This window comes from Streptomyces sp. NPDC059787 (assembly GCF_042732315.1).
Classification (GTDB): Bacteria; Actinomycetota; Actinomycetes; order Streptomycetales; family Streptomycetaceae; genus Streptomyces; species Streptomyces atrovirens.
In genome coordinates this window covers 112027-131678 of sequence record NZ_JBHWHX010000017.1, presented here as the reverse complement: position 1 = coordinate 131678, position 19652 = coordinate 112027, and the positions used below count along the sequence as shown (strand labels likewise).

General features: G+C 73.0%; 17 protein-coding genes, 1 tRNA gene and 1 pseudogene. 12 read left to right on the top strand and 7 right to left on the bottom strand.

Going from position 1 to position 19652, the window contains the following annotated elements; translation table 11 throughout:
- Window positions 1-31 precede the first annotated feature (31 nt).
- Window positions 32-1471 (top strand): GH1 family beta-glucosidase, encoded by a 1440-nt coding sequence (locus tag ACFV5H_RS18690; RefSeq protein WP_385195883.1) that lies wholly within the window; start codon window positions 32-34, stop codon window positions 1469-1471.
- A 106-nt stretch (window positions 1472-1577) separates the two neighbouring features.
- Here the strand turns inward: ACFV5H_RS18690 and ACFV5H_RS18685 are convergent, their stop codons facing one another.
- From ACFV5H_RS18685 to ACFV5H_RS18675, 3 genes are all read right to left on the bottom strand, one after another.
- A complete protein-coding gene (locus ACFV5H_RS18685) occupies window positions 1578-3032 on the bottom strand; it encodes a cellulose binding domain-containing protein (RefSeq protein ID WP_385195881.1) in 1455 nt (484 codons plus the stop codon).
- A 109-nt stretch (window positions 3033-3141) separates the two neighbouring features.
- Complete coding sequence (locus ACFV5H_RS18680; protein ID WP_385195879.1) at window positions 3142-4554, bottom strand: sensor histidine kinase; 1413 nt, start codon at window positions 4552-4554, stop codon at window positions 3142-3144.
- Entirely contained in the window at window positions 4551-5288 is a 738-nt protein-coding gene (locus tag ACFV5H_RS18675) for a response regulator transcription factor (protein ID WP_385195877.1), read from the bottom strand. The genes ACFV5H_RS18680 and ACFV5H_RS18675 overlap by 4 nt, the downstream gene beginning before the upstream one ends.
- Before the next feature lie 110 nt (window positions 5289-5398).
- Between ACFV5H_RS18675 and ACFV5H_RS18670 the strand changes: the two genes are divergently transcribed.
- Entirely contained in the window at window positions 5399-5950 is a 552-nt protein-coding gene (locus tag ACFV5H_RS18670) for a hypothetical protein (RefSeq protein WP_385195874.1), read from the top strand.
- Window positions 5951-6080: 130 nt separating this feature from the next.
- Here the strand turns inward: ACFV5H_RS18670 and ACFV5H_RS18665 are convergent, their stop codons facing one another.
- Window positions 6081-6950: a spermidine synthase gene (locus tag ACFV5H_RS18665; protein ID WP_385195872.1), complete on the bottom strand. Its 870-nt coding sequence runs from the start codon at window positions 6948-6950 to the stop codon at window positions 6081-6083.
- A gap of 246 nt (window positions 6951-7196) precedes the next feature.
- Window positions 7197-7667: a hypothetical protein gene (locus ACFV5H_RS18660; protein ID WP_385195869.1), complete on the bottom strand. Its 471-nt coding sequence runs from the start codon at window positions 7665-7667 to the stop codon at window positions 7197-7199.
- Window positions 7668-7923: 256 nt separating this feature from the next.
- Here ACFV5H_RS18660 and ACFV5H_RS18655 point away from each other — a divergent pair, with 256 nt between their 5' ends.
- A complete protein-coding gene (locus ACFV5H_RS18655) occupies window positions 7924-9372 on the top strand; it encodes a hypothetical protein (RefSeq protein ID WP_385053727.1) in 1449 nt (482 codons plus the stop codon).
- A 204-nt stretch (window positions 9373-9576) separates the two neighbouring features.
- Here ACFV5H_RS18655 and ACFV5H_RS18650 read toward each other — a convergent pair whose 3' ends face one another.
- Window positions 9577-10176, bottom strand: coding sequence for a histidine phosphatase family protein (locus ACFV5H_RS18650; RefSeq protein ID WP_385195867.1), 600 nt, complete (start codon window positions 10174-10176; stop codon window positions 9577-9579).
- Between the two features lie 188 nt (window positions 10177-10364).
- Here ACFV5H_RS18650 and ACFV5H_RS18645 point away from each other — a divergent pair, with 188 nt between their 5' ends.
- From ACFV5H_RS18645 to ACFV5H_RS18605, 9 genes and pseudogenes are all read left to right on the top strand, one after another.
- A complete protein-coding gene (locus ACFV5H_RS18645) occupies window positions 10365-11324 on the top strand; it encodes a phosphatase PAP2 family protein (protein WP_385195864.1) in 960 nt (319 codons plus the stop codon).
- Complete coding sequence (locus ACFV5H_RS18640) at window positions 11275-12417, top strand: hypothetical protein (protein ID WP_385195861.1); 1143 nt, start codon at window positions 11275-11277, stop codon at window positions 12415-12417. Before ACFV5H_RS18645 ends, ACFV5H_RS18640 begins: the two co-directional genes overlap by 50 nt.
- Window positions 12408-14012: a hypothetical protein gene (locus ACFV5H_RS18635; RefSeq protein WP_385195859.1), complete on the top strand. Its 1605-nt coding sequence runs from the start codon at window positions 12408-12410 to the stop codon at window positions 14010-14012. Before ACFV5H_RS18640 ends, ACFV5H_RS18635 begins: the two co-directional genes overlap by 10 nt.
- The gene (locus tag ACFV5H_RS18630; RefSeq protein WP_385195857.1) at window positions 14009-15358 is read left to right on the top strand and encodes an AAA domain-containing protein; all 1350 of its coding nucleotides are present in this window, start codon (window positions 14009-14011) and stop codon (window positions 15356-15358) included. Before ACFV5H_RS18635 ends, ACFV5H_RS18630 begins: the two co-directional genes overlap by 4 nt.
- 468 nt (window positions 15359-15826) lie before the next feature.
- Window positions 15827-15991, top strand: a pseudogene (locus ACFV5H_RS18625) (esterase); the annotation flags it as partial.
- A gap of 20 nt (window positions 15992-16011) precedes the next feature.
- Window positions 16012-16428: a hypothetical protein gene (locus ACFV5H_RS18620; protein WP_385053714.1), complete on the top strand. Its 417-nt coding sequence runs from the start codon at window positions 16012-16014 to the stop codon at window positions 16426-16428.
- 374 nt (window positions 16429-16802) lie between these two features.
- Window positions 16803-17180 (top strand): hypothetical protein, encoded by a 378-nt coding sequence (locus ACFV5H_RS18615; protein ID WP_385053712.1) that lies wholly within the window; start codon window positions 16803-16805, stop codon window positions 17178-17180.
- Between the two features lie 157 nt (window positions 17181-17337).
- Window positions 17338-17913, top strand: coding sequence for a bifunctional DNA primase/polymerase (locus ACFV5H_RS18610; RefSeq protein ID WP_385053710.1), 576 nt, complete (start codon window positions 17338-17340; stop codon window positions 17911-17913).
- Window positions 17904-17977, top strand: a tRNA-Lys gene (locus ACFV5H_RS18605). The genes ACFV5H_RS18610 and ACFV5H_RS18605 overlap by 10 nt, the downstream gene beginning before the upstream one ends.
- 46 nt (window positions 17978-18023) lie before the next feature.
- Here ACFV5H_RS18605 and ACFV5H_RS18600 read toward each other — a convergent pair.
- Window positions 18024-19376 carry a M6 family metalloprotease domain-containing protein gene (locus ACFV5H_RS18600; protein ID WP_385053707.1) on the bottom strand — a complete coding sequence of 451 codons (1353 nt, stop codon included), beginning with the start codon at window positions 19374-19376 and terminating at the stop codon, window positions 18024-18026.
- Window positions 19377-19652: the final 276 nt, after the last annotated feature.

Below are 19652 nucleotides of genomic sequence, written 5' to 3'. Positions count from 1 at the left end.
GTCTTCCACGACCTCCTATGGGAGCGCTTCCATGTCTGACTCCGCAACGCCGGCGACCCCGGTGACCTTTCCTCCCGCCTTCCTCTGGGGCGCCGCGACCTCCGCGTACCAGATCGAGGGGGCGGTGCGGGAGGACGGGCGCACGCCTTCCATCTGGGACACCTTCAGCCACACGCCGGGCAAGACGGCCGGCGGCGAGACCGGTGACATCGCCAACGACCACTACCACCGCTACCGCGACGACGTGGCGATGATGGCGGACCTCAACCTGAACGCCTACCGCTTCTCCGTCTCCTGGTCGCGGGTGCAGCCGACCGGCCGCGGCCCCGCCGTGCAGCGCGGTCTGGACTTCTACCGCAAGCTGGTCGACGAGCTGCTGGCGAAGGGCATCAAGCCGGCCGTCACCCTCTACCACTGGGACCTGCCGCAGGAGCTGGAGGACGCGGGCGGCTGGCCGGAGCGCGACACCGCCTACCGCTTCGCCGAGTACGCGCAGATCATGGGCGAGGCGCTCGGCGACCGCGTGGAGAACTGGATCACGCTCAACGAGCCCTGGTGCAGCGCCTTCCTGGGCTACGCCTCCGGTGTGCACGCCCCCGGCCGCACCGACCCGGCGGCCGCGCTGAAGGCCGCCCACCACCTGAACCTGGCGCACGGCCTGGGCACCAAGGCGCTGCGCTCGGTGATGCCGGCCCGCAACTCCGTCGCGCTCAGCCTCAACACCTCGGTGGTCCGGCCGCTCTCGCCGAGCGACCCGGCGGACGTGGCGGCGGCGCGCAAGATCGACGACCTGTCCGGCGGCATCTTCCACGGCCCGATCCTGCACGGCGCCTACCCGGAGACGCTGCTGGAGGCGACCTCGTCGATCACCGACTGGTCGTGCATCCAGGACGGCGACCTGGACCTGATCCACCAGCCGCTGGACGCGCTCGGCCTCAACTACTACACGCCCACCCTGGTCTCGGCGGCGGACCCGGACATGAAGGGCCCGCGGGCCGACGGCCACGGGGCGAGCGAGCACTCGCCGTGGCCCGCCACGGACGACGTCGCCTTCCACCAGTCGCCGGGCGAGCAGACCGAGATGGGCTGGTCCGTCGACCCGACGGGCCTGCACGAGCTGATCATGCGCTACAACCGTGAGGCGCCCGGCCTGCCGATCTACATCACCGAGAACGGCGCGGCCTTCGACGACAAGCCGGACGCCGACGGCAAGGTGCACGACCCGGACCGCGTCGCCTACCTGCACGGCCACCTCTCGGCGGTGCGCCGGGCCATCGCCGACGGCGCGGACGTGCGCGGCTACTACCTGTGGTCCCTGATGGACAACTTCGAGTGGGCGTACGGCTACGACAAGCGCTTCGGCGCGGTGTACGTCGACTACGTGACCCAGCAGCGGACCCCGAAGTCCAGCGCCCTGTGGTACGCGCGGGCCGCGAAGGCCGGAGCGCTTCCGGAGCCGGAGGGCATCTGACCGGACTCCGGTTCCGGGAGACGGGGGAGCGGAGAACGGGGGGCGGGGCGCGGCACCCTAGGGGAGTGCCGCGCCCCGTTTTCCATGAGCGGCTCGAGCGGCTCGCCTACTTGTAGGCCGCGAACGCCTTCGAGAAGGCGAACTCGTCCTGGAGGATCGAGCTGCAGGTGGGGTCGGCGGACGGCTTGGTGCCGCCGGCGCACTGCTGGTCACGGGTGCCGGACCACATCGACAGCCAGCCGAGGCCCTTGGACTCGGCGAAGTTCACCAGCTGGGTGGCGTCGTCGACCTTGAAGACCTCGGTGACGACGTCGTTGACGCCGATCATGGGGGTGACGGCGACGGTCTTCCAGGCGTCGGCGTCGCTCAGTCCGAGGACGCCCTTGATCTGGGCCTGGGTGGCGGTGGCGGCCTGCTCGGCGTAGGTGCCCATGTCGGCGCTGTACGCCGGTCCGTAGTCCATCGCCATGATGTTGACGGCGTCGATCCGTACGCCGTTCCTCTTCGCGTCGGCGAGCAGGTTCACGCCGTCCTGGGTGAGGCCCTCCGGCATCACCGGGAGGGTGAAGGAGACGTCCAGGTCCGGGTGGGCCTTCTGGAGCTTGGCGATCGCCTGGGCACGGCGGGTGTTCGCCGCCGCGTTCGGCAGGGCGCCGCCCTCGACGTCGAAGTCGACCTTGGTGAGCCGGTAGGTGTCGACGACCTTGGTGTAGGCGGCGGCCAGCGCGTCCGCCGAGGCGCAGGTGGTGCCGAGTTCGGAGCCGGCCGCGCCGCCGAAGGAGACCCGGACGTCGCCGCCCTTGGCGCGCAGCGCGCCGATCTGTCCGGCCACGGCGTTGCCGCCGAGGTCGCTGACGCCGCCCCACTTGGGGGTGCAGCCGCCGCCGTCGGTGATGAAGGCGAGGTTGTAGTTCTTCACGCCGGTCGCCTCGGCGCTCGCGACCAGGTCGAAGGCGGGGAAGAGGGAGGTGTCGACGTAGGGCGCGAACCCGGCGTCGGTGCCGTTGCCGGTGCCGGTGCTCTCGGTGGGCTCGGCGGTCGGCTCCTCGGGCCGGGTCGGCTCCTCGGTGGGGGTCGGCTGGGTGGTGGGGGTGGGGACGTCGGTGGGACGGCCGCTGGGTTCGGGCGTGGGGGCGCTGTCCGTGCCGCACCGGGCGCCGTCGACCAGGCAGCCGGTCGGGTCGCCGGTGCCCTTGGCGACGAAGCCGACGGTGACGGACTCGCCGGCGGCCAGGCCGTCGGTGTCCCACTTGGCGGAGCGTACGGTGACGTGCCGGCCGCTCACACCGGCCTCGGCGTTCCACAGCGAGCCGAGCTCGGTGCCGGCGGGCAGGTCGAACTCGAGCTTCCAGTCCTGGTTCCGCTCGCCGCTGTTGTTGGTCACCACGTACTGGGCGGTGTACCCGGTCGACCACTCGCTGGTCCTGGTGTACGCCGCGCCGACACCGGCCGCCTGGGCGGTGCTGGTGAACAGGAAGGCGCCGCCGCCGGCCACGGCCGCGGCGGTCACCGCGCCGATCGCCTTGTTCCTGCCGCTGATCCTGCGCCGGTGCGTGCTCATCGCGTGCCTGCCTTCGTTGCCGTTCGGGGGGGTGTGCGGCAGCACGCTAGCGAGCCGGATTCGGACAAAGTTCCTGATCCGGGAGGCCGTCGACGATCTTAGGGTGCGCTTAAGGAAGGGATCGGGGCCGGTTAAAGGAGGCGACCAGCCGGCCCGGTCCGCGACGGCGGCGCACGGTCCCCCGGTGTCCGCGCCGCCGGGGTTCCCGCTCGCGTCCGTCGAGCTGGATCCAGATCCGCACCTCGGTCCCGCCGAGCACGGACGAACCGATCCGTACGTCCCCGCCGGTCGACTCCGCGAGCCGGCGCACGATGTCCAGGCCGAGCCCGGTCGAGCCGTCGCTGCCGGAGCCCCGGCCGCGGGCCATCGCCGCCTCGGGGTCGGGTATGCCGGGGCCCGCGTCGGAGACCAGCACGATCACCGCGTCCTCGCCGTTGTGCACGTCGACCGCGAACGCGGTGCCCTCGGCGGTGTGCCGGAAGACATTGCCGAGCAGCGCGTCGAGGGAGGCGGCCAGATCGGTGCGGGCCACGGGTATCCGCACCGGCCGGTCGGCGCCGGCCACCCGCCATTTGCGGCCCTCGTCCTCGGCGAGCGCCGACCAGAACGCCATCCGTTCCCGCACCACTTCGGCCGCGTCGCACCCGGCACCGGGTCCGGCGGCGGCCGTCTGCGGCTTGGCGTCGCGGGCGGTGCGGATGATGGTGTCCACCTCCCGCTCCAGCTGCTCGACCGCCGCCCTGGTCTGCTCGGCGGCCGGACCGTCGCCGAGGGAGGCGGCGTTGAGCCGCAGCACGGTCAGCGGCGTACGCAGCCGGTGGGACAGGTCGGCGGCCAGTTCCCGCTCGTTGGCGAGCAGTTGGACGACCTGGTCGGCCATGGAGTTGAACGCCACGGCCGCCAGCCGCAGTTCGGTCGGCCCGTCCTCGGGCACCCGGGCCCCCAGCTTCCCCTCGCCCAGTTCGTGCGCCCCCTCGACCAGCCGCTGCGCGGGCCGCACCATCCGTACGCCCAGCCGGTCGGCGACCGCGACCGAGCCGAGGATCAGCGCGACCCCGACCCCGGCGAGCACCGCCCAGGCCGTGCCGACGCCGTTGGTGACCTCGGCCTCGGGGACGAACACCTCGACGACGGCGATCTCGCCGCTGCTCAGCGCGACCGGCTGGAGCAGGGCCGAACCGCCGGTCACGGTGGAGGTGGAGACACGCCCCAGTTCCCGCACGGCCGCGATGTCCTCCTCGGTGGCCCGCCGCTGCCCCATGTCGAGGGCCTCGCTGCCGTCGCCGGCCGGGATGTGGACGGCCATCGCGGCGTCGGAACCGGCGGAGGCGAAGACACGTTCGAGCTGGTCGCGGTCGGTGGTGATGGACAGCGCGGGGGCGACGGCCGCCGCCTCCCGCTCGGCGTTGGAGAAGGCGCGGTCGCGGGCCATCTCCCGGACGACCAGACCGAGCGGCACCGCGAAGGCGACCACGACCATCGCGGTCACCGCCAGCGACACCTTCACCAGGGCCCATCTCATCGCGGCGGCTCCGCTCCGGGCGTGCGCGGCGTGTGCGGCGCCTGCGCGGCCGGGGGCTCCAGCTTCACGCCGACGCCCCGCAGGGTGTGCAGATAGCGGGGGCGGGCGGCGGTCTCCCCCAGCTTCCGGCGCAGCCAGGACAGATGGACGTCGATGGTCTGGTCGTCGCCGTAGGACTGCTGCCACACCTCGGCGAGCAGCTCCTTGCGGGGGACGACCACGCCGGGCCGTCCGGCGAGGAAGGCGAGCAGGTCGAACTCACGCCGGGTCAGGTCGAGCCGTACGCCCTCCAGTTCGGCCTGGCGGCGCAGCGGGTCGACGGTCAGGCCGCCGACCCGGATGACCGGGGAGGGCGCCGCCTCCCCGCCGCCGGCCCGGGCCCGGCGCAGCACGGCCGCCATCCGGGCCGAGAGGTGCTCCACCGAGAAGGGCTTGGTCAGATAGTCGTCCGCGCCGGCGTTGAGCAGCCGTACGATCTCGGTCTCGTCGTCCCGGGCGGTCGCGATGATCACCGGTACGTCGGTGATGCCGCGCAGCATCTTCAGGGCCTCGGAGCCGTCGAGATCGGGCAGTCCGAGGTCCAGCACGACCACGTCGAAACGGTGGTGGGCGACCTCGCGCAGCGCCTCCAGCGCCGTGCCCACGCTGCGCACGGTGTGCGAGGCGTCGGTGAGCTGCCGGATGAGCGCCGAGCGGACGAACTGGTCGTCCTCGACCACGAGAACACTTGCCATGCGCCGCACCGTACGCCATGCCGGGCGGGCCGGGTGCGGGCCTGTGGACAACTCCGGACCCCTCCGCCGGCGCGACACTCCTGAGACGGATGGGGCAGTATGGCCCGACGATGCGCAGAGGATTCGTACACGTACTGGCCTGGCTGCTCGCCACGGGCGCGGCGGTCACGCTGTCCTGGTGGGGCGTCAGCACGGTGATGGAGGGCACCGCCTACGACCCGCCCCGTGCCCTGCCCGTCACGGCGGCCGGAGAGAAGTCGCAGGCGGTGTCGTCCTCGACGCGGCGGCCGTCGGAGGCGGAGCAGAGTTCGAAGAAGCCCGAGGAGACGCGGAAGCCGTCGGCGAAGCCCGGCAAGGCGTCGTCCCCCGAACCGGATCCGGAGCCGTCCCGGACCACCACGCCCCCGTCCTCCCCCTCCCCCTCCGCTCCGGCCGCCTCCGGTCAGGTGAAGGGCTACGACACCAAGGGCGGCCGGGCGGTGTTCGACCTCGGCGAGACCTCCGCGTCGCTGGTGTCGGCGACACCGGGGGCCGGCTGGTCGATGCAGGTGTGGAAGACGGAGTCGTGGATCCGGGTGGAGTTCACCTCGGGCGCGGACCGGGTGTCGGTCTTCTGCACCTGGCACGACGGCCCGCCTCGGGTGGAGATCGGTACGTACTGAGGGGTTCCGTCACGGGTGACGCGGAGGGACGGTCCCTGTCCCGTACGCACCTGCCCCGTCACCGGCCCGCAGGCGCACGCGGCACCGATGACACGACCGCCCCGGGGCACGTACGCGCCGACCGGCCTCGTCAGTGGAAGACGGACGCGGGTGGTGCCGGTGAGGCGACCGCCGCCCGGTCCGTCACGGGGGCGGCCCCGCCGGTGAAGTCGATGAGGTCCCTGCCGTGCTGGACGCGGCCCGGGTGCGGGTCGGAGGCGGCCCGGCGGGTCAGCTCGGCGATCGGCAGGGGCGCGTCGGAGGCGACCAGGACGGCGTTGCCGAAGCGTTTGCCGCGCAGCACCGCGGGGTCGGCGATCAGCGCGAGTTCGGCGAACCGGGCGGCGGCGGTGGCGATCTGGCCGCGCAGATGCGCGAGGGGCGGCCCGTCGGCGAGGTTGGCGGCGTAGACCCCGCCGGGGGCGAGGGCCCTGCGGACGTCGTCGAGGAACTCGGTCGAGGTGAGGTGGGCGGGGGTGCGGGCCCCGCTGAAGACATCGGCGACGACGAGCCCGGCCCAGCCGTCCGGCACCTTGGCGAGCCCTTCACGGGCGTCCGTCGAACGCACCCGTATGCGGGCCTTCGGGTCCAACGGCAGCTCCCGCCGGACCAGTCGCACCAGCGCCGCGTCCCGTTCGACGACCTGCTGGGTGGAACGGGGCCGGGTGGCGGCGACGTACCGGGCGAGGGTGCAGGCACCACCGCCGAGATGCACGGCCTGCAGGGGCTTGCCGGGCGGGGCGACGAGATCGACGACATGGCCGAACCGGCGCTGGTACTCGAAGGACAGATATGCCGGATCGTCGAGATCGACATGCGACTGCGGCGCCCCGTCGATCAACAGCGTCCGCCCCCGCACCCGCTCCCGGTCCGGAACAAGCCGGGCAACCCCACCGTCGACCTGCTCGACAACACCCTCGACGGCTACTTGTCCACGCCCACTGTTCCTGGCCCTGCCCATTCCCCCATTGTCCCAGGCCCCGCCCTCAACCCCTGCCGCGTCACTTCCAGCCCCGCCGCGTCACTTCCAGCCCCGCCGGGGCCGCTTCCAGACCCCTCCGGCGTCACACCCAGCCCCTCCGGCGTTTGAGGAGCGGGGGTCCGGGGGCAGCGCCCCCGGGATGATGGGGGTCCCCCCGCTCGAGCGAAGCCGAGAGTGGGGGAGGGTAAGGGCGGCGGGGGCGAAAACCCTCCCCGGACCCGAACCTCACGCACAACCGTCCGCAGCCTCGATCATCCGCTGGGCCTCGTCCAGCGCCTCCCGCAACGCCGCAGGATCCGTCGCCGGCTCCACCTCCCCCGGCGGCAGCAACCAGTCCGCTCCCGGAGCCACCGGCGCCAGCCTCAGCCCGCAGCCGTCCGTCTCCGTACAGACACTCCCCGGCACGTCCCAGCCCGCAGCCGTCCCCGGAGGCACCAGGAACCCCAACGTGTCGCACCCGCCGTCGTGGAGCACCGGCCCCACCACGTCCCCCACCCCCCGCCGCAGGATGTCGACCGCCTCCAGCCCCTGCCGCGCCGGAACCGTGACCACGTCACAGTCCACACCCGGCAGCTCAGGCAGCTCCGCCGGCCCTGTCGGCTCCGGCAGCTCCGGCAGATCCGGCAGCTCCGGCAGATCCGGCAGATCCGGCAGATCCGGCAGCTCTAAAGAATCCTTGCTCCGACTGGTCGTCATCCCGGCCTCCACCGCACACATAGGGCCCCCGGTACACAGGGCCAAACGAGCCGCGACGTCAACGGCTACGACGAAAGTCCGCCGCAAAGGATGGCAGTTCATGGCAGATCACGGATGACATATCCGGATTGTTGCCAAACTCCGCGTAGTGACTCCGTCACAACAGGTACGTTCTAGCCCGCCGGAAACAGGGCAGCACACGCATAAACCGCCCCGATTCCGGCATGGTTCGACGGTTCGCAGAGAGGACCCGGCCATGGCGTCGTCAACGGTGCCCTCGTCCCAGCCCCATCGGCCCCCGCGGCCGAACCTCGTCTTCCGGCAACTGCGCGGACCGCGCTCGCCGGCCGAGTTCGCCGCGGTGGTCCGGCGGGCCGCCCGCGAGATCGGCGAGCGGGTCAGCTGTGACGCGCGGTACGTGCACCGGGTGGAGGCAGGCGAGATCCGCTGCCCCAACTACGCCTACGAACGGGTGTTCCTGCACATGTTCCCCGGCCGCACGCTGACCGACCTGGGCTTCGCGCCCCGCTCGTCGGTGCGCGGGCGCGGAGCGCGGATCGCCGGGGACGCACCCCCGGCCCACACCGAGAACCCGGCGAACGCCACGACTGAGAACAGCGGGGCGTACGAGCCGTATGAGACGCAGGACCGGTACGACACGTACGACACGCACGACCACGAGGAGAGCGACGTGCTGCGTCGCGCATTCATGACCGGCGGGGGCGCCACAGTGGCCTCCGCCTCGCTGAGCCCGTACGGGTTCGCCTCCGACGCCTCGGCGCCACAGCGCGCCGTGCGCCGCGCGGGGGCGAGCGACGCGGGCGCCCTGGAGGAGGCCGTCCGCCGCATCCGGCTGCTGGACGACCGGCACGGGGCGGACGGGCTGTACCGCCGCGCGGCGGCACCCCTGCGTGCCGCCTACGCGCTGCTGGACGCGGGGACGATCCGGCAGCGGACGGCGGACCGGCTGTACTCGGGCGCCGGGGAGCTGGCCATCTCGGTGGGCTGGCTGGCGCACGACTCCGGCCGCTTCGACGACGCGCGCTCGCACTACGCGGAGGCGCTGGCGACCGCGCGGGTGACCGGGGATCCGGGTGTGGAGGCGCACGCCTTCTGCAATACGGCGTTCCTCGCGCGGGACGCGGGCCGGCCCCGGGAGGCGGTACGGGCGGCGCAGGCCGCGCAGCGGGCCGCGCACCCGCTCGGCTCCCCGCGGCTGATGTCGCTGCTGGCGCTGCGGGAGGCGGGCGGCTGGGCGGGGCTCACCGACCGCACGGGCTGCGAGCAGGCGCTGGCCCGGGCGGGGGCGTACTTCGAGCGCGGGCCGTCGGAGGCGGACCCGGAGTGGATGAGCTTCTACGGGGAGGCCGAACTGGAGGGCCTGGAGGCGCAGTGCTGGTCGACGCTGGGCGACTGGCCGCGCGCGGCCCGGCACGCACGGCGGGCGGCGGAGCTCCAGGACCCGCACTTCACGCGGAACATCGCGTTGTACACGGCGGAGCTGGCGGACGACCTGGCCCGCGGGGGCCGCCCGGACGAGGCGGCGGAGGCCGGAATGCAGGTACTGGACCTGCTGACCGAGGTCCAGTCGTCCCGGGTCCGCACCATGCTGGCAGGCACGTCCCGCGTGCTGCTCCCCCACCGCCGGGCATCGGGCGTGTCAGCCTTCCTGGACCGCCACGACTCACTCCCCCGCGCGGTGTGACCACCGGCGCATCACTGCGGGCGATCGTGCCGCTGAGACACCGCCCACGCCCCCGCCAACTGCGGGCAATCGTGCCGCAGGGCGGCACGGGTGGGCGCGGCGGCACCCCGCAGGCGCCGGGCAGCGCGACCCACCCCCGCCCGGCCCCCACACAGGGCGCCTCATGAGCACCGGCTCACGGACCCAGAGCCCAGGCGTCAGGCGTCACGCAGCCGCCAGATGCCCCGTCTCGTTCCAGGACTCCACCGCCGGCTCGCCGTACGCCCAGCCCAGCACCGACAGGGAAGTCGGATTCAGCCGAATACGGGCCGCGAAACCGATCGGCAGATCGAGCCAACGCGCACCGATGGTGCGAAGCATGTGCCCGTGCGCGAAGACCAGCACGTCACGGTCGGCGGACCGGGCCCAGGCCACCACCTCGTCCGCACGCGCCGTCACCTCGGCCAGGGTCTCCCCCTCCGGGACGCCGTCCCGCCAGATCAGCCACCCGGGCCGCACCGCCTGTATCTCCGCCGGCGTCATCCCCTCGTACGCCCCGTAGTCCCACTCCATGAGCGCGTCCCAGTTCTCCGCGCGGTTACCGAACCCGGCCAGCTCACACGTCTCCCGCGCACGAACCAGCGGACTGGTACGCACCTCGACACCGGGGAGCCCCCCGTACGGCGCCCGCTGCAGCCGCTCGCCGAGCAGCTTGGCACCCCGCCGGCCCTCCTCCAGGAGCGGCACATCGGTCCTGCCGGTGTGCTTGCCGGACAGCGACCACTCGGTCTGTCCGTGCCGGGCCAGCAGGATGCGCGGTGCCATGGGAGACCTTCCGGGTGAAAATTCGCAGGCGGAACTCTCCCATCATCGCGCACCCTGGTCGCGGGCAACCCGGGGGGCGATCCATGCGTCTCTCAGAGCCGAGGGCATGTCACGGGGGACGCGCGCACACCGTAGAGTGGCTGGCCGCTGAACGGAGCACCGCGCGAGAACAAAGGGGGAGCGATCGGATGCCGCACACCGAGACACCGGGCACCGAGGCTGCCCCGGCGACCCGGCTGCGCTGGTGGACGGAGCTGCCGCTCATCCTCCTGGTGTACGCCTGCTACTCGGCGGGCCGGCTGGTCGTCCGCGGCGACGTCTCCGACGCCGTCGACCACGGCCTGGCGATCCTGCGCATCGAGAAGGCGCTGTACCTCAACGCCGAGCACCCGCTGAACCGTCTCTTCACCCGTGAGCCGTGGCTCGGCATACCCGCCGACTTCTGGTACGCGTCGCTGCACTACCTGGTGACCCCGGCGATCCTGATCTGGCTGTTCCGCTCCCACGCGGTGCGCTACCGCGCCGCCCGCACCTGGCTGATGACGTCCACCTTCATCGGCCTGATCGGCTTCACCCTGCTGCCCACCTGCCCGCCCCGGCTGCTCGACGCGAGCCACGGCTTCGTCGACACGATGGCGCACTACAGCTCGTACGGCTGGTGGGGCGGCGAGGCGAGCGCCCCGCGCGGGCTCGGCGGGATGACCAACCAGTACGCGGCGATGCCGAGCCTGCACGTGGGCTGGGCGCTGTGGTGCGGAGTGATCCTCTGGCGGTACGGGCGCACGCGCCTGACGAAGACGGCCGCCGTCGTCTACCCGCTGGTGACCACGATCGTGGTGATGGGCACCGCGAACCACTACTTCCTCGACGCGGCCGCGGGCGCCGCCGTCATGGGCGCCGGCCTGCTGCTGGCCCCGGTCGTGACGCGGTACGCGGACCGGGTGAAGGCCCGCTTCCTGTCCCGCACCACAGCGGTCCCGGCGGACTCCTCCGCCGCGGGTTCCCCGAATGTCAGTGCCGGATGCCAGACTTCCGCGGGTGAGCGATTTCCACGGCAGCGGCACCCCGAGCCACGGTACGGAACAGGGACCGAACCGGGTGCCTCCCCCTCGGACGCGGGAGAAGGCGCTCCGGCGACGGCTCGCTGAGCTGCGCGGCCCGGAGGTCCCGGCCAAGGCGCTGGACGCGCGCGCCCTGGCCGCCCTCGCCGCCAACCCGGGCTGCAGACGGCGCGCGATCCTCGACGGCGCCGGGGTGAACAAGGCGGTGCTGGCCGACGCGTTGGGCTCGCCGTCGGTCTTCGGCCAGTCCCAGTTCGCGTTCGTACGGGGCAACGCGTTCGAGGCGAAGGTCAAGGCGGACGGCGGTACGGAACTGCTGCGCCTCGCCCACGAGAAGCTGGACCGCGCGGCCGAACCGCCCGCCGACGCGCGCGTGCCCGATCTGACCGCCCAGGGCCCGCAGGGCCGCACGGCCCGTACGGAGCTGGCGCTGCGCGAGGCCGGCGAGGCGCCCGGCGCGTGGACGCTGCTCGACCACCCGATGCTCGCGCTCGAGGTCGCGGGCTCCCCCGCCTTCCTGGAGCCGGACGCGGTGGTGGTGCACCCGGACGGCAGCTGGACGGTCGTGGAGATCAAGTCCTTCCCGATGCTGGACGGCGCCGCGGACCCGGCGAAGGTCGGCGCGGCGGCACGCCAGGCGGCGGTGTACGTGCTGGCCCTGGAGCGGGTGGCCGCGCGACTGGATCCGGCCCCGCGCGTACGCCACCGGATCCTGCTGGTGTGCCCGAAGGACTTCTCCAACCTGCCCACCGCGTCCGCCGTGGACGTGCGCAAGCAGCGCGCGGTGACCGCCCGTCAGCTGGACCGGCTGACCAGGATCGAGGAGATCGCCGACACGCTCCCCGAGGGCACGTGCTTCTCGCCGGGGCTGCCGGCCGAGCAGCTGACGCAGGCCGTGGAGGCGGTCCCGGCGACCTACGCGCCGGAGTGCCTGTCCGCGTGCGAGCTGGCCTTCCACTGCCGGGACCGTTCCCGCGCGGAGGACGCGGTGACCCGCCTGGGCCGTCCGGTACGGGCGGAGCTGGGCGGTCTGACGACGGTCGGGGACGTGCTGGCGGCGGCCCGCGGGGAGGCCGGTGACCCCGACGATCCGGCGGTGGCGGCACTGCGCAGGGCGGCGGCCCTGCGCGCGGAGGCGCTGGAGGCGGCGGCCCTCCTGGAGGTGGCTCCTTGTCCCTGATCGCCGCCCTCGCCCGTCTGGAGGCCGTCAGCACCGGCCGCGCCCAGCCCGCCGCCACCGTCCGGCACCGGCACCTGTCGACACGGCCCCTGGTCCTCGTACCGCTCATCACCGCCGGTGAGGCGGGCGCCCCGCTCGGCGCGCTGGTGGGCACCGACCGGGACGCGCCGCGGCTGCTGGTGGTGCCGCAGCCGCGCGACCGTGACCTTCGCTTCGCGTTCCTGGCCGAACTGGCCGACGTGGTGCTGCCGTACGTCGACGGTTTCGCGGACGCCGTGGAGGCCGCCGAGCGCGCCGAGACCGACCCGGAGACCGGCAAGCGGGTCAAGGTCGAGGTGGAGCTGTGCGCGGACGCGCCCCAGCTGATCGTGCCGTCCCGGGCCGGCATCGACCTCGTACGGCTCCTCGGCCGGTCCATGCGGTTCCGGCGCACGGCGGAGCAGGACCCGGAGGCCCCGTTCCCGGCGCCGCCCCGGGTGCCGCTGCTCGGGCGGTGGCTGACGCACTTCGGGGAGCGGGCCCGGGTGCCCGGTTCCTCGCTGCTGCTGGCCATGAGCGACGTACTGGCCCGGCACTGGGCGACCGGGCAGTCCTCCCTGGAGGACCAGCACCTGGGGGCGCTGCTCGCCTGGATCGACCCGCCCGGGGGACGCTCGGGGGCGGAGGCCGCGCGGGAGGCCGAGCTCGCGCGGGACGCGGCCGGCCAACTGCTCTGTCCGCCCGCGGGCCCGGCGACCGACCCGGCGTTCGACAACAAGCTGCTCGCTCCGGCCGTCGAGCGCTACGACCGGGCCCGTACGGCGCTCGCGGCGGCGGAGGACGGTCTGGAGGCCGACGACCGCCTCGGCGCGCTGACCGGGGCCGAGCGGGAGATCCGCGCGCTGGTGGAGAGCCGTACGCGGCCCACGTGGGACGCGGTGTGGCGGGGCCTCGACCTGCTGGCGGAGCTCCCGGAGGGGGCGCGCGTCGAGGAACGGTGGACGCGCGACCGCTGGTCGTTCACCGGCCACCGGGACCGGGTGGCGGCCGGTGAACCACCGCAGCCGCGCCGCGACGACGCGGTCACCGCGGCGAACAAGCTCGCCACGCGCGAGCGGGAGCAGGCCCGCCTTGAGGCGCAGGAGGCGCTCGACGACCCGCTGGTGATGGCGGCCCGGCGGCTGTCCGGGGAGGCGTTCGCGGGCGAGGTGGTCGACGTGGTGATGGCGTACAGCGAGAGCAGGCGCCCGAGCCCGCGTCCGCTGGTCACCGTCCGCACGGACGACCGCCCGCATCTCGGGGAGCGGGTGCGGACGTACCGCTCGCTGGGCGGAAAGCCGCAGACGGCGGAGTTCGTCGGCTACGAGGACGGCCCGGAGGGCGGCCTGTTGGTCCTCCGCGTCATGGACAGGATGGGCCGGGGCAAGGAGCCGGAGGAGGGCTCGGTCCCGAAGAAGGGCGACCGCGTGTGCTTCACGCTGTTCGAGCACGAACCGCGCGGCGGGGCGAAGCTGCCCGATCCGGAGGAGACGCCGTGGACCCATGGCGGACCACCCGGTGAGGAGGCGGCCGTACCGGAGCCCGCCGACCCGGTGACCGAGGAGGACGTGCTGTGACCGCCCCTGCCCGGCAGGCCGTGTTCGACCCCGGCGCGGCGGCCGGCCGCGCCACCGACGCGATCCTCCGCGACACCCTGCGCGGCACCGCGCGCGGTGTCGTCGTCGACTCCCCGCCCGGCGCCGGCAAGTCCACGCTGGTGGTGCGGGCGGCCCTGGAACTGGCGGAGGCGGGCCGCCCCCTGATGGTGGTGGCGCAGACCAACGCCCAGGTCGACGACCTGGTCCTCCGCCTCGCCGAGAAGAACCCGGACCTGCCGGTGGGCCGGCTGCACAGCAGTGACACGGACCCCTACGACAAGGCACTCGACGCGCTGGACAACGTCCGCAAGTCGGCGAAGGCGGCCGATCTCGCCGGTCTGCCCGTGGTGATCTCCACGGCGGCGAAGTGGGCGCACGTCAAGGGTGTCGAACCGTGGGAGCACGCGATCGTCGACGAGGCGTACCAGATGCGCTCGGACGCGCTGCTCGCGGTGGCGGGACTGTTCGAGCGGGCGCTGTTCGTCGGTGATCCGGGCCAGTTGGACCCGTTCTCCATCGTGGGCGGCGAGCAGTGGGCGGGCCTGTCGTACGACCCGTCGGCGTCGGCGGTCACCACGCTCCTCGCCCACAACCCGGAACTGCCGCAGCACCGCCTGCCGGTCTCCTGGCGCCTCCCGGCATCGGCGGCGCCCCTGGTCTCCGACGCGTTCTACCCGTACACCCCGTTCCGCAGCGGCACGGGCCACGGCGACCGCAGGCTCACCTTCTCCGTCCCGCCGGACGGTTCGGCCCCGGACCGGGTGATCGACGAGGCGGCGGAGTCCGGCTGGGGCCTCCTGGAACTCCCCGCCCGCCACACCCCGCGCACGGACCCGGAGGCGATCCACGTGGTCGCGCTGGTGGTCCGCCGCCTCCTGGACCGGGGCGGAGCGGCGACCTCCGAACGCTCCCCGGACCCCACTCCCCTGACCGCCGACCGCATCGCGGTGGGCACCGCCCACCGCGACCAGGCGGCAGCGGTACGGGCGGCCCTCACGGAACTCGGCGTGCCGGACGTCACCGTGGACACGGCCAACCGCCTCCAGGGCCGCGAGTACGACGTCACGGTCGTACTCCACCCCCTCTCCGGCCGCCCCGACGCCACCGCCTTCCACCTGGAGACGGGCCGCCTGTGCGTCCTGGCATCCCGCCACCGCCACGCCTGCATCGTGGTCTGCCGCGAGGGAGTGACCGACCTCCTGGACGACTACCCGTCCACGGAACCGGTCCAGTTGGGAACGCTGGTCAAGTTCCCGGACGGCTGGGAGGCCAACCACGCGGTCCTGGCACACTTGACGGAGCATCGGGTGAGGTGGCGAACCTGATCCTGGCTCACCTGGGGTCTGTAGCATCGCGGCTGTGCCCGACACATGGATCGGTCCCGATACTCACGCCCGGCGTGGGAACTGGTGGTGGACCGGTTTCCTGACGCTCGTCTGCAGCGGTGGCGACGGCACTGTCCGCACAGGCCACGGACCGATGGTGGTGGGTCGGCGGCGTCGTCGTGTTCCGGCTGATCGCGTTCCTCTACATGGTCAACCGTGGACACGGGCGGACACTCCTCACGCCCCGAGGGACGGAGTTCCGTACCTTCGCCGGTCACAGAACGATCCGGTGGGACGAGATCGCCCGGATCGGGAAGCGACGCCACCGGACCCGGAGTGGCGAGTGGTGGGACGTGTGTCGACCGGGTCCATGGACGGTCACTCACCATGCCCGGCGCCTTCAGCAGTGGCCAACGGGATACCGACTTCGAGGAGAAGTTCGCGATGATCCGAGAGTGCTGGTCTCGCGCGGTCACCGATCCCACCGCGATCCGCTTCGGCGCCCCGGAAGTACAGGCCGCCGAACTCCCGCCCTCGAACGGCATCGGAACCGCAAGCCCCCTGCCCCGCACGCACGCCGTGCTGATCGGCCAGGTCGACGGCGTGCGCCCGCCCACCCCGGAGACGTCGGCGTTGGGTCTCACATGTTTCTGATGGGCGCGTCGCTGGCCGCCGGTCTGGCCACCGCGGCGGCGGGCGTCGTGGCGCTCCTCGTCCTGCTGAGCCACCCGCCGCTGCCCGTGCCCAGGGTCTACGCGCTCGCCGCCCTGATCCTGGCTTCCTCGGCGGTGGCGGTGTACTGCTACGGCTGGTTCTCCGTCACCACGGGCGGACCTTTCCCCGAACTGTGCACGAGCCGGAACGGCGCCGGAGCCGACCTGACGGCCATCAGGCAACAGTACTGGCCCCTTCGAAACGCCTGTGTGTACTCCGACGGGTCGACCGTGGAGTACGTCTCGATGTCGGTCACCGTGTTCGTGTGCCTGTCGGCGGGTGCCGCCCTCGTCTCGGCAGGCGCCTCCGTCCACCTGCGCAAGCGAGTCGGAGGAACTTCTGGAGTGATCTCGTGAACACCGATTTCTCGCGCCGCACCCTACTCAGGGGTTCACCGGTGTCGCCGCCGAAGCGACAAGGAAGCCCCCGGTCACGTCGGACGCTGTTGGCGAATCCCGTCGCTCGCCTCGGACGAACAGACCGTATGACGCACCGGCGCCACGCGCTCCTCATCGACCGCACAGGCGTCCACCGCAGGGCCGAAGTCCTCGTCCGCGCCGTCGAGGCTCCCGGCGAGAAACAGCGGCCCATGCATATGCCCCGGACGGCTGGGAAGCCATTCACGCGGTGCCCGAGGGCGTAGCCCTCAGGCCCTCTTGCGGGGGCGCGGGACAATGGACGGTGGCCCGCCCGTCGGGGGGTCGATCGCGACGTACGAAGGAGAAGTGTCATGGCGGAGCACGCGCCGCGCCGGGAGCAGCCGCGGCTACGCCCCGCGCCCCTGCTGTTCGAGCCCGCGGAGGCGGCCTCGGATCCCGAGCACTTCTTCGACCTGGAGTCGATCGAGGATCCCCGTGCGCTGCTGGAGCGGGCGACCGAGCTGACGCTCGCGTTCCGTGCCGCCGCGGACCGGGCGACGGAGTTCCAGGCGGTGGCGGCGGCCCAGCTCTCCGACCCCCGCCGCTTCGACCGGCTGACGCCGGCGGACATCGCCGAGCGGGCCGAGTGGACCGAGGACTACGCGAAGAAGATGGTCGAGTTCGGCCGGGACCTGATGCGGGGTGGCGAGGGCGGCAACGGCGGCTCCGGGTACGCCGATCCCGTATAGCGCGTACGGCTCGTACAGCTCGTACGGCCTCGCGGGGCCCGCGCATACGCGCATACGCATATGCCGGGCGGGCAAGATACCCCCTCCCCCGCCCCCGCGTCCCCGCTTTCCGCAACCCTGTGGAAGCGTTCGCTCACCCACGGTAGACCTGTCCGTCATGAGCAGCACACGGAACGTCTCCGACGTCAGCGGTGTCACCCCCGACGGTGCCGCCTGGCTCGCCTCGGCGGGTGCGTATCCGCGCAGCACGCTCTCGCACTGGGAGGAACGGCCGGAGGCACCGGTCGTGCTGCCCTGTGGTGTGGTCTTCGACGTGGTGAGCGTGCCCGCGATCTTCGGGCGGCGGATGCTGGACCGGATGTGGGACGAGGGTCCGGGGTCGGGGCCGGTCGCGGAGTTCCGGGGACGGATGCTGCTGTTCGCCGCGCCGGGTACGGCGCAGCGGCTCCCGGCCCTCATGGATTGGGAGGAGTGGGGTGCCCACGGCACGCGGACCGACGGTGTCCCGCCCCTGCTGTGCCACGGCCCCGGCGACGCGGTGACCGTCCCCGCGCCCACCCCCCGTTCCGGCTCCCGCTGGCTCGTCGCCCCGGACACCCGTCACCCCTGGCTGCCGGGCCCGGAGGTGCTGCTGTGGGCGGCCGTACGGGCGGCCCGTGCGGCCGTACGGATTTCGATTTTTCCTCCCGCCGATCAGGGTGCTAATGTCTACGACGTCAGCAGGCGCCGCTAGCTCAGTTGGTTAGAGCAGCTGACTCTTAATCAGCGGGTCCGGGGTTCGAGTCCCTGGCGGCGCACGACACGGTGAAGGCCTCTCGCGGAAGCGAGGGGCCTTCGTCGCGTCTACCGTGTGGTGATCCTCACCGTCCACGCCCCCGACGGCGTACGGCCCTCCACCTCCACCCGTACGGTCGTCCCCGGCACCGTGAAGCTCTCGCCGAGGGCGACCGGGGCGTCGGCGAGCGGCGGATAGACCGAGTCCTCCCAGCACGCCTCGGTGTGCGGGTGGGCGTCGACGACCTCGACGGGGCCGCGCCCGGACCGGGTGTCGCTGCTCACCCTGTACACCAGCACCCCCTGCCGGCAGGCCCTCGTGTCGTTGCCGACCGGCCCCCGGGCCTCGAAGGCGAGCGCGCTGTCGGGGCCGGTGCGCACCACCGCGAGCTTGGTGCCCCGGCCGAGACCGAAGGACGGCGCCCCGGCGGCACCCGTCACCGGCGTCCCCGGTCCCGCCCCGAGCGGCTCCAGCGTCAGCCGTACCGGTCCCGCGTCCTGCACGCACCGCACCTGCCGGGGCTCCAGCCAGCCCAGCTTCCACTTGTGCCAGCCGAACAGGTCGGGTGCCAGGGCGAACTGGCTGCCCATGAGGTCCCAGTCGCCGACGTGGGTGTCCCAGTCGCCCTTGCCGTCCACGGGCCGGTGGTAGAGGTCGGGCAGGTCGAAGACGTGGCCGGTCTCGTGGGCGAGGACGAGCCGGTCCGGGGGGTGGTTCTCGAACACGGTGACGACCCGGCGGATGTCGGTGCCGTCGGCGCGCAGCGGACGGTCCAGGTTGACGACCTTCGTGGCGTCGGAGTCCACGCCCGGCGCGTCCGGGTCGGCGACGAAGTACACGATGTCGTAGCGCGAGAAGTCGACGTGCCGGTCGGTCGCGGCGAGCGCGTCCCGCAGGTAGGCGGCCCGGTGGGCGACGGTCCAGTCGCGCTGTATGGCGTACTCCGTGGAGGGGCGCGGCATGCGGAACCACTGCCGCAGGGGGTGCGGGCGCAGGGTGAACCTGCCGTAGGAGGCCCGCTCGAAGAAGTGGCCGGTGGCGGGGAAGTGGTCGGCGGCGAGTTCGGCGGGCGTGGTCAGGGGGTGGGAGTCGGGGAAGGAGAGGAAGACCATCACCGCGTCCAGGCTCCGCGCGGGGCGGGGGTAGGCGGCGTTCCAGGTGTCCAGGCCCTCGGAGTGGTGGGCGGTGGTGCGGGTGAGGGCGCAGGGCGCCGCGGAGAAGGGCTCGGCGACGGAGGGGACGCTCACCATCGAGGTCGCCGCGAGTGCCGACATGGTGGTGCACATCGCGGCGGTGCTGCGCAGCCGGGGGCGTACGCCCGGGGCGCCCGGTACACCCGATGCACCCGATCGGCCGAGTCGTCCCAGTCGCCGCCGGAGAGCCTCACGGCCGAGTCCTCTCGGGATGAGCTGACGCGGCACGGGGACCTCCGGGAGACGGTTCACGGGACACCGCACCCAGATTGTGCTTATTTGTCGTACTACGCCCTGTTCGGCTGCACCGGACGAGTGAGAAACGCGGGTATCCGAGCGGGACCGGCACCCCGCACACTCACGGAACGTCACAACTGGTCGAAGGGGAGCAGAAGCCGTCCACCGACGAGCAGAAACGGTCGGACAGGGATGCGGATCCGCTCCGGAGACCGGACAGTGACTGGAAGGCCCCGGCGTGGGCCCTTATGATCGGCACACTTTCCT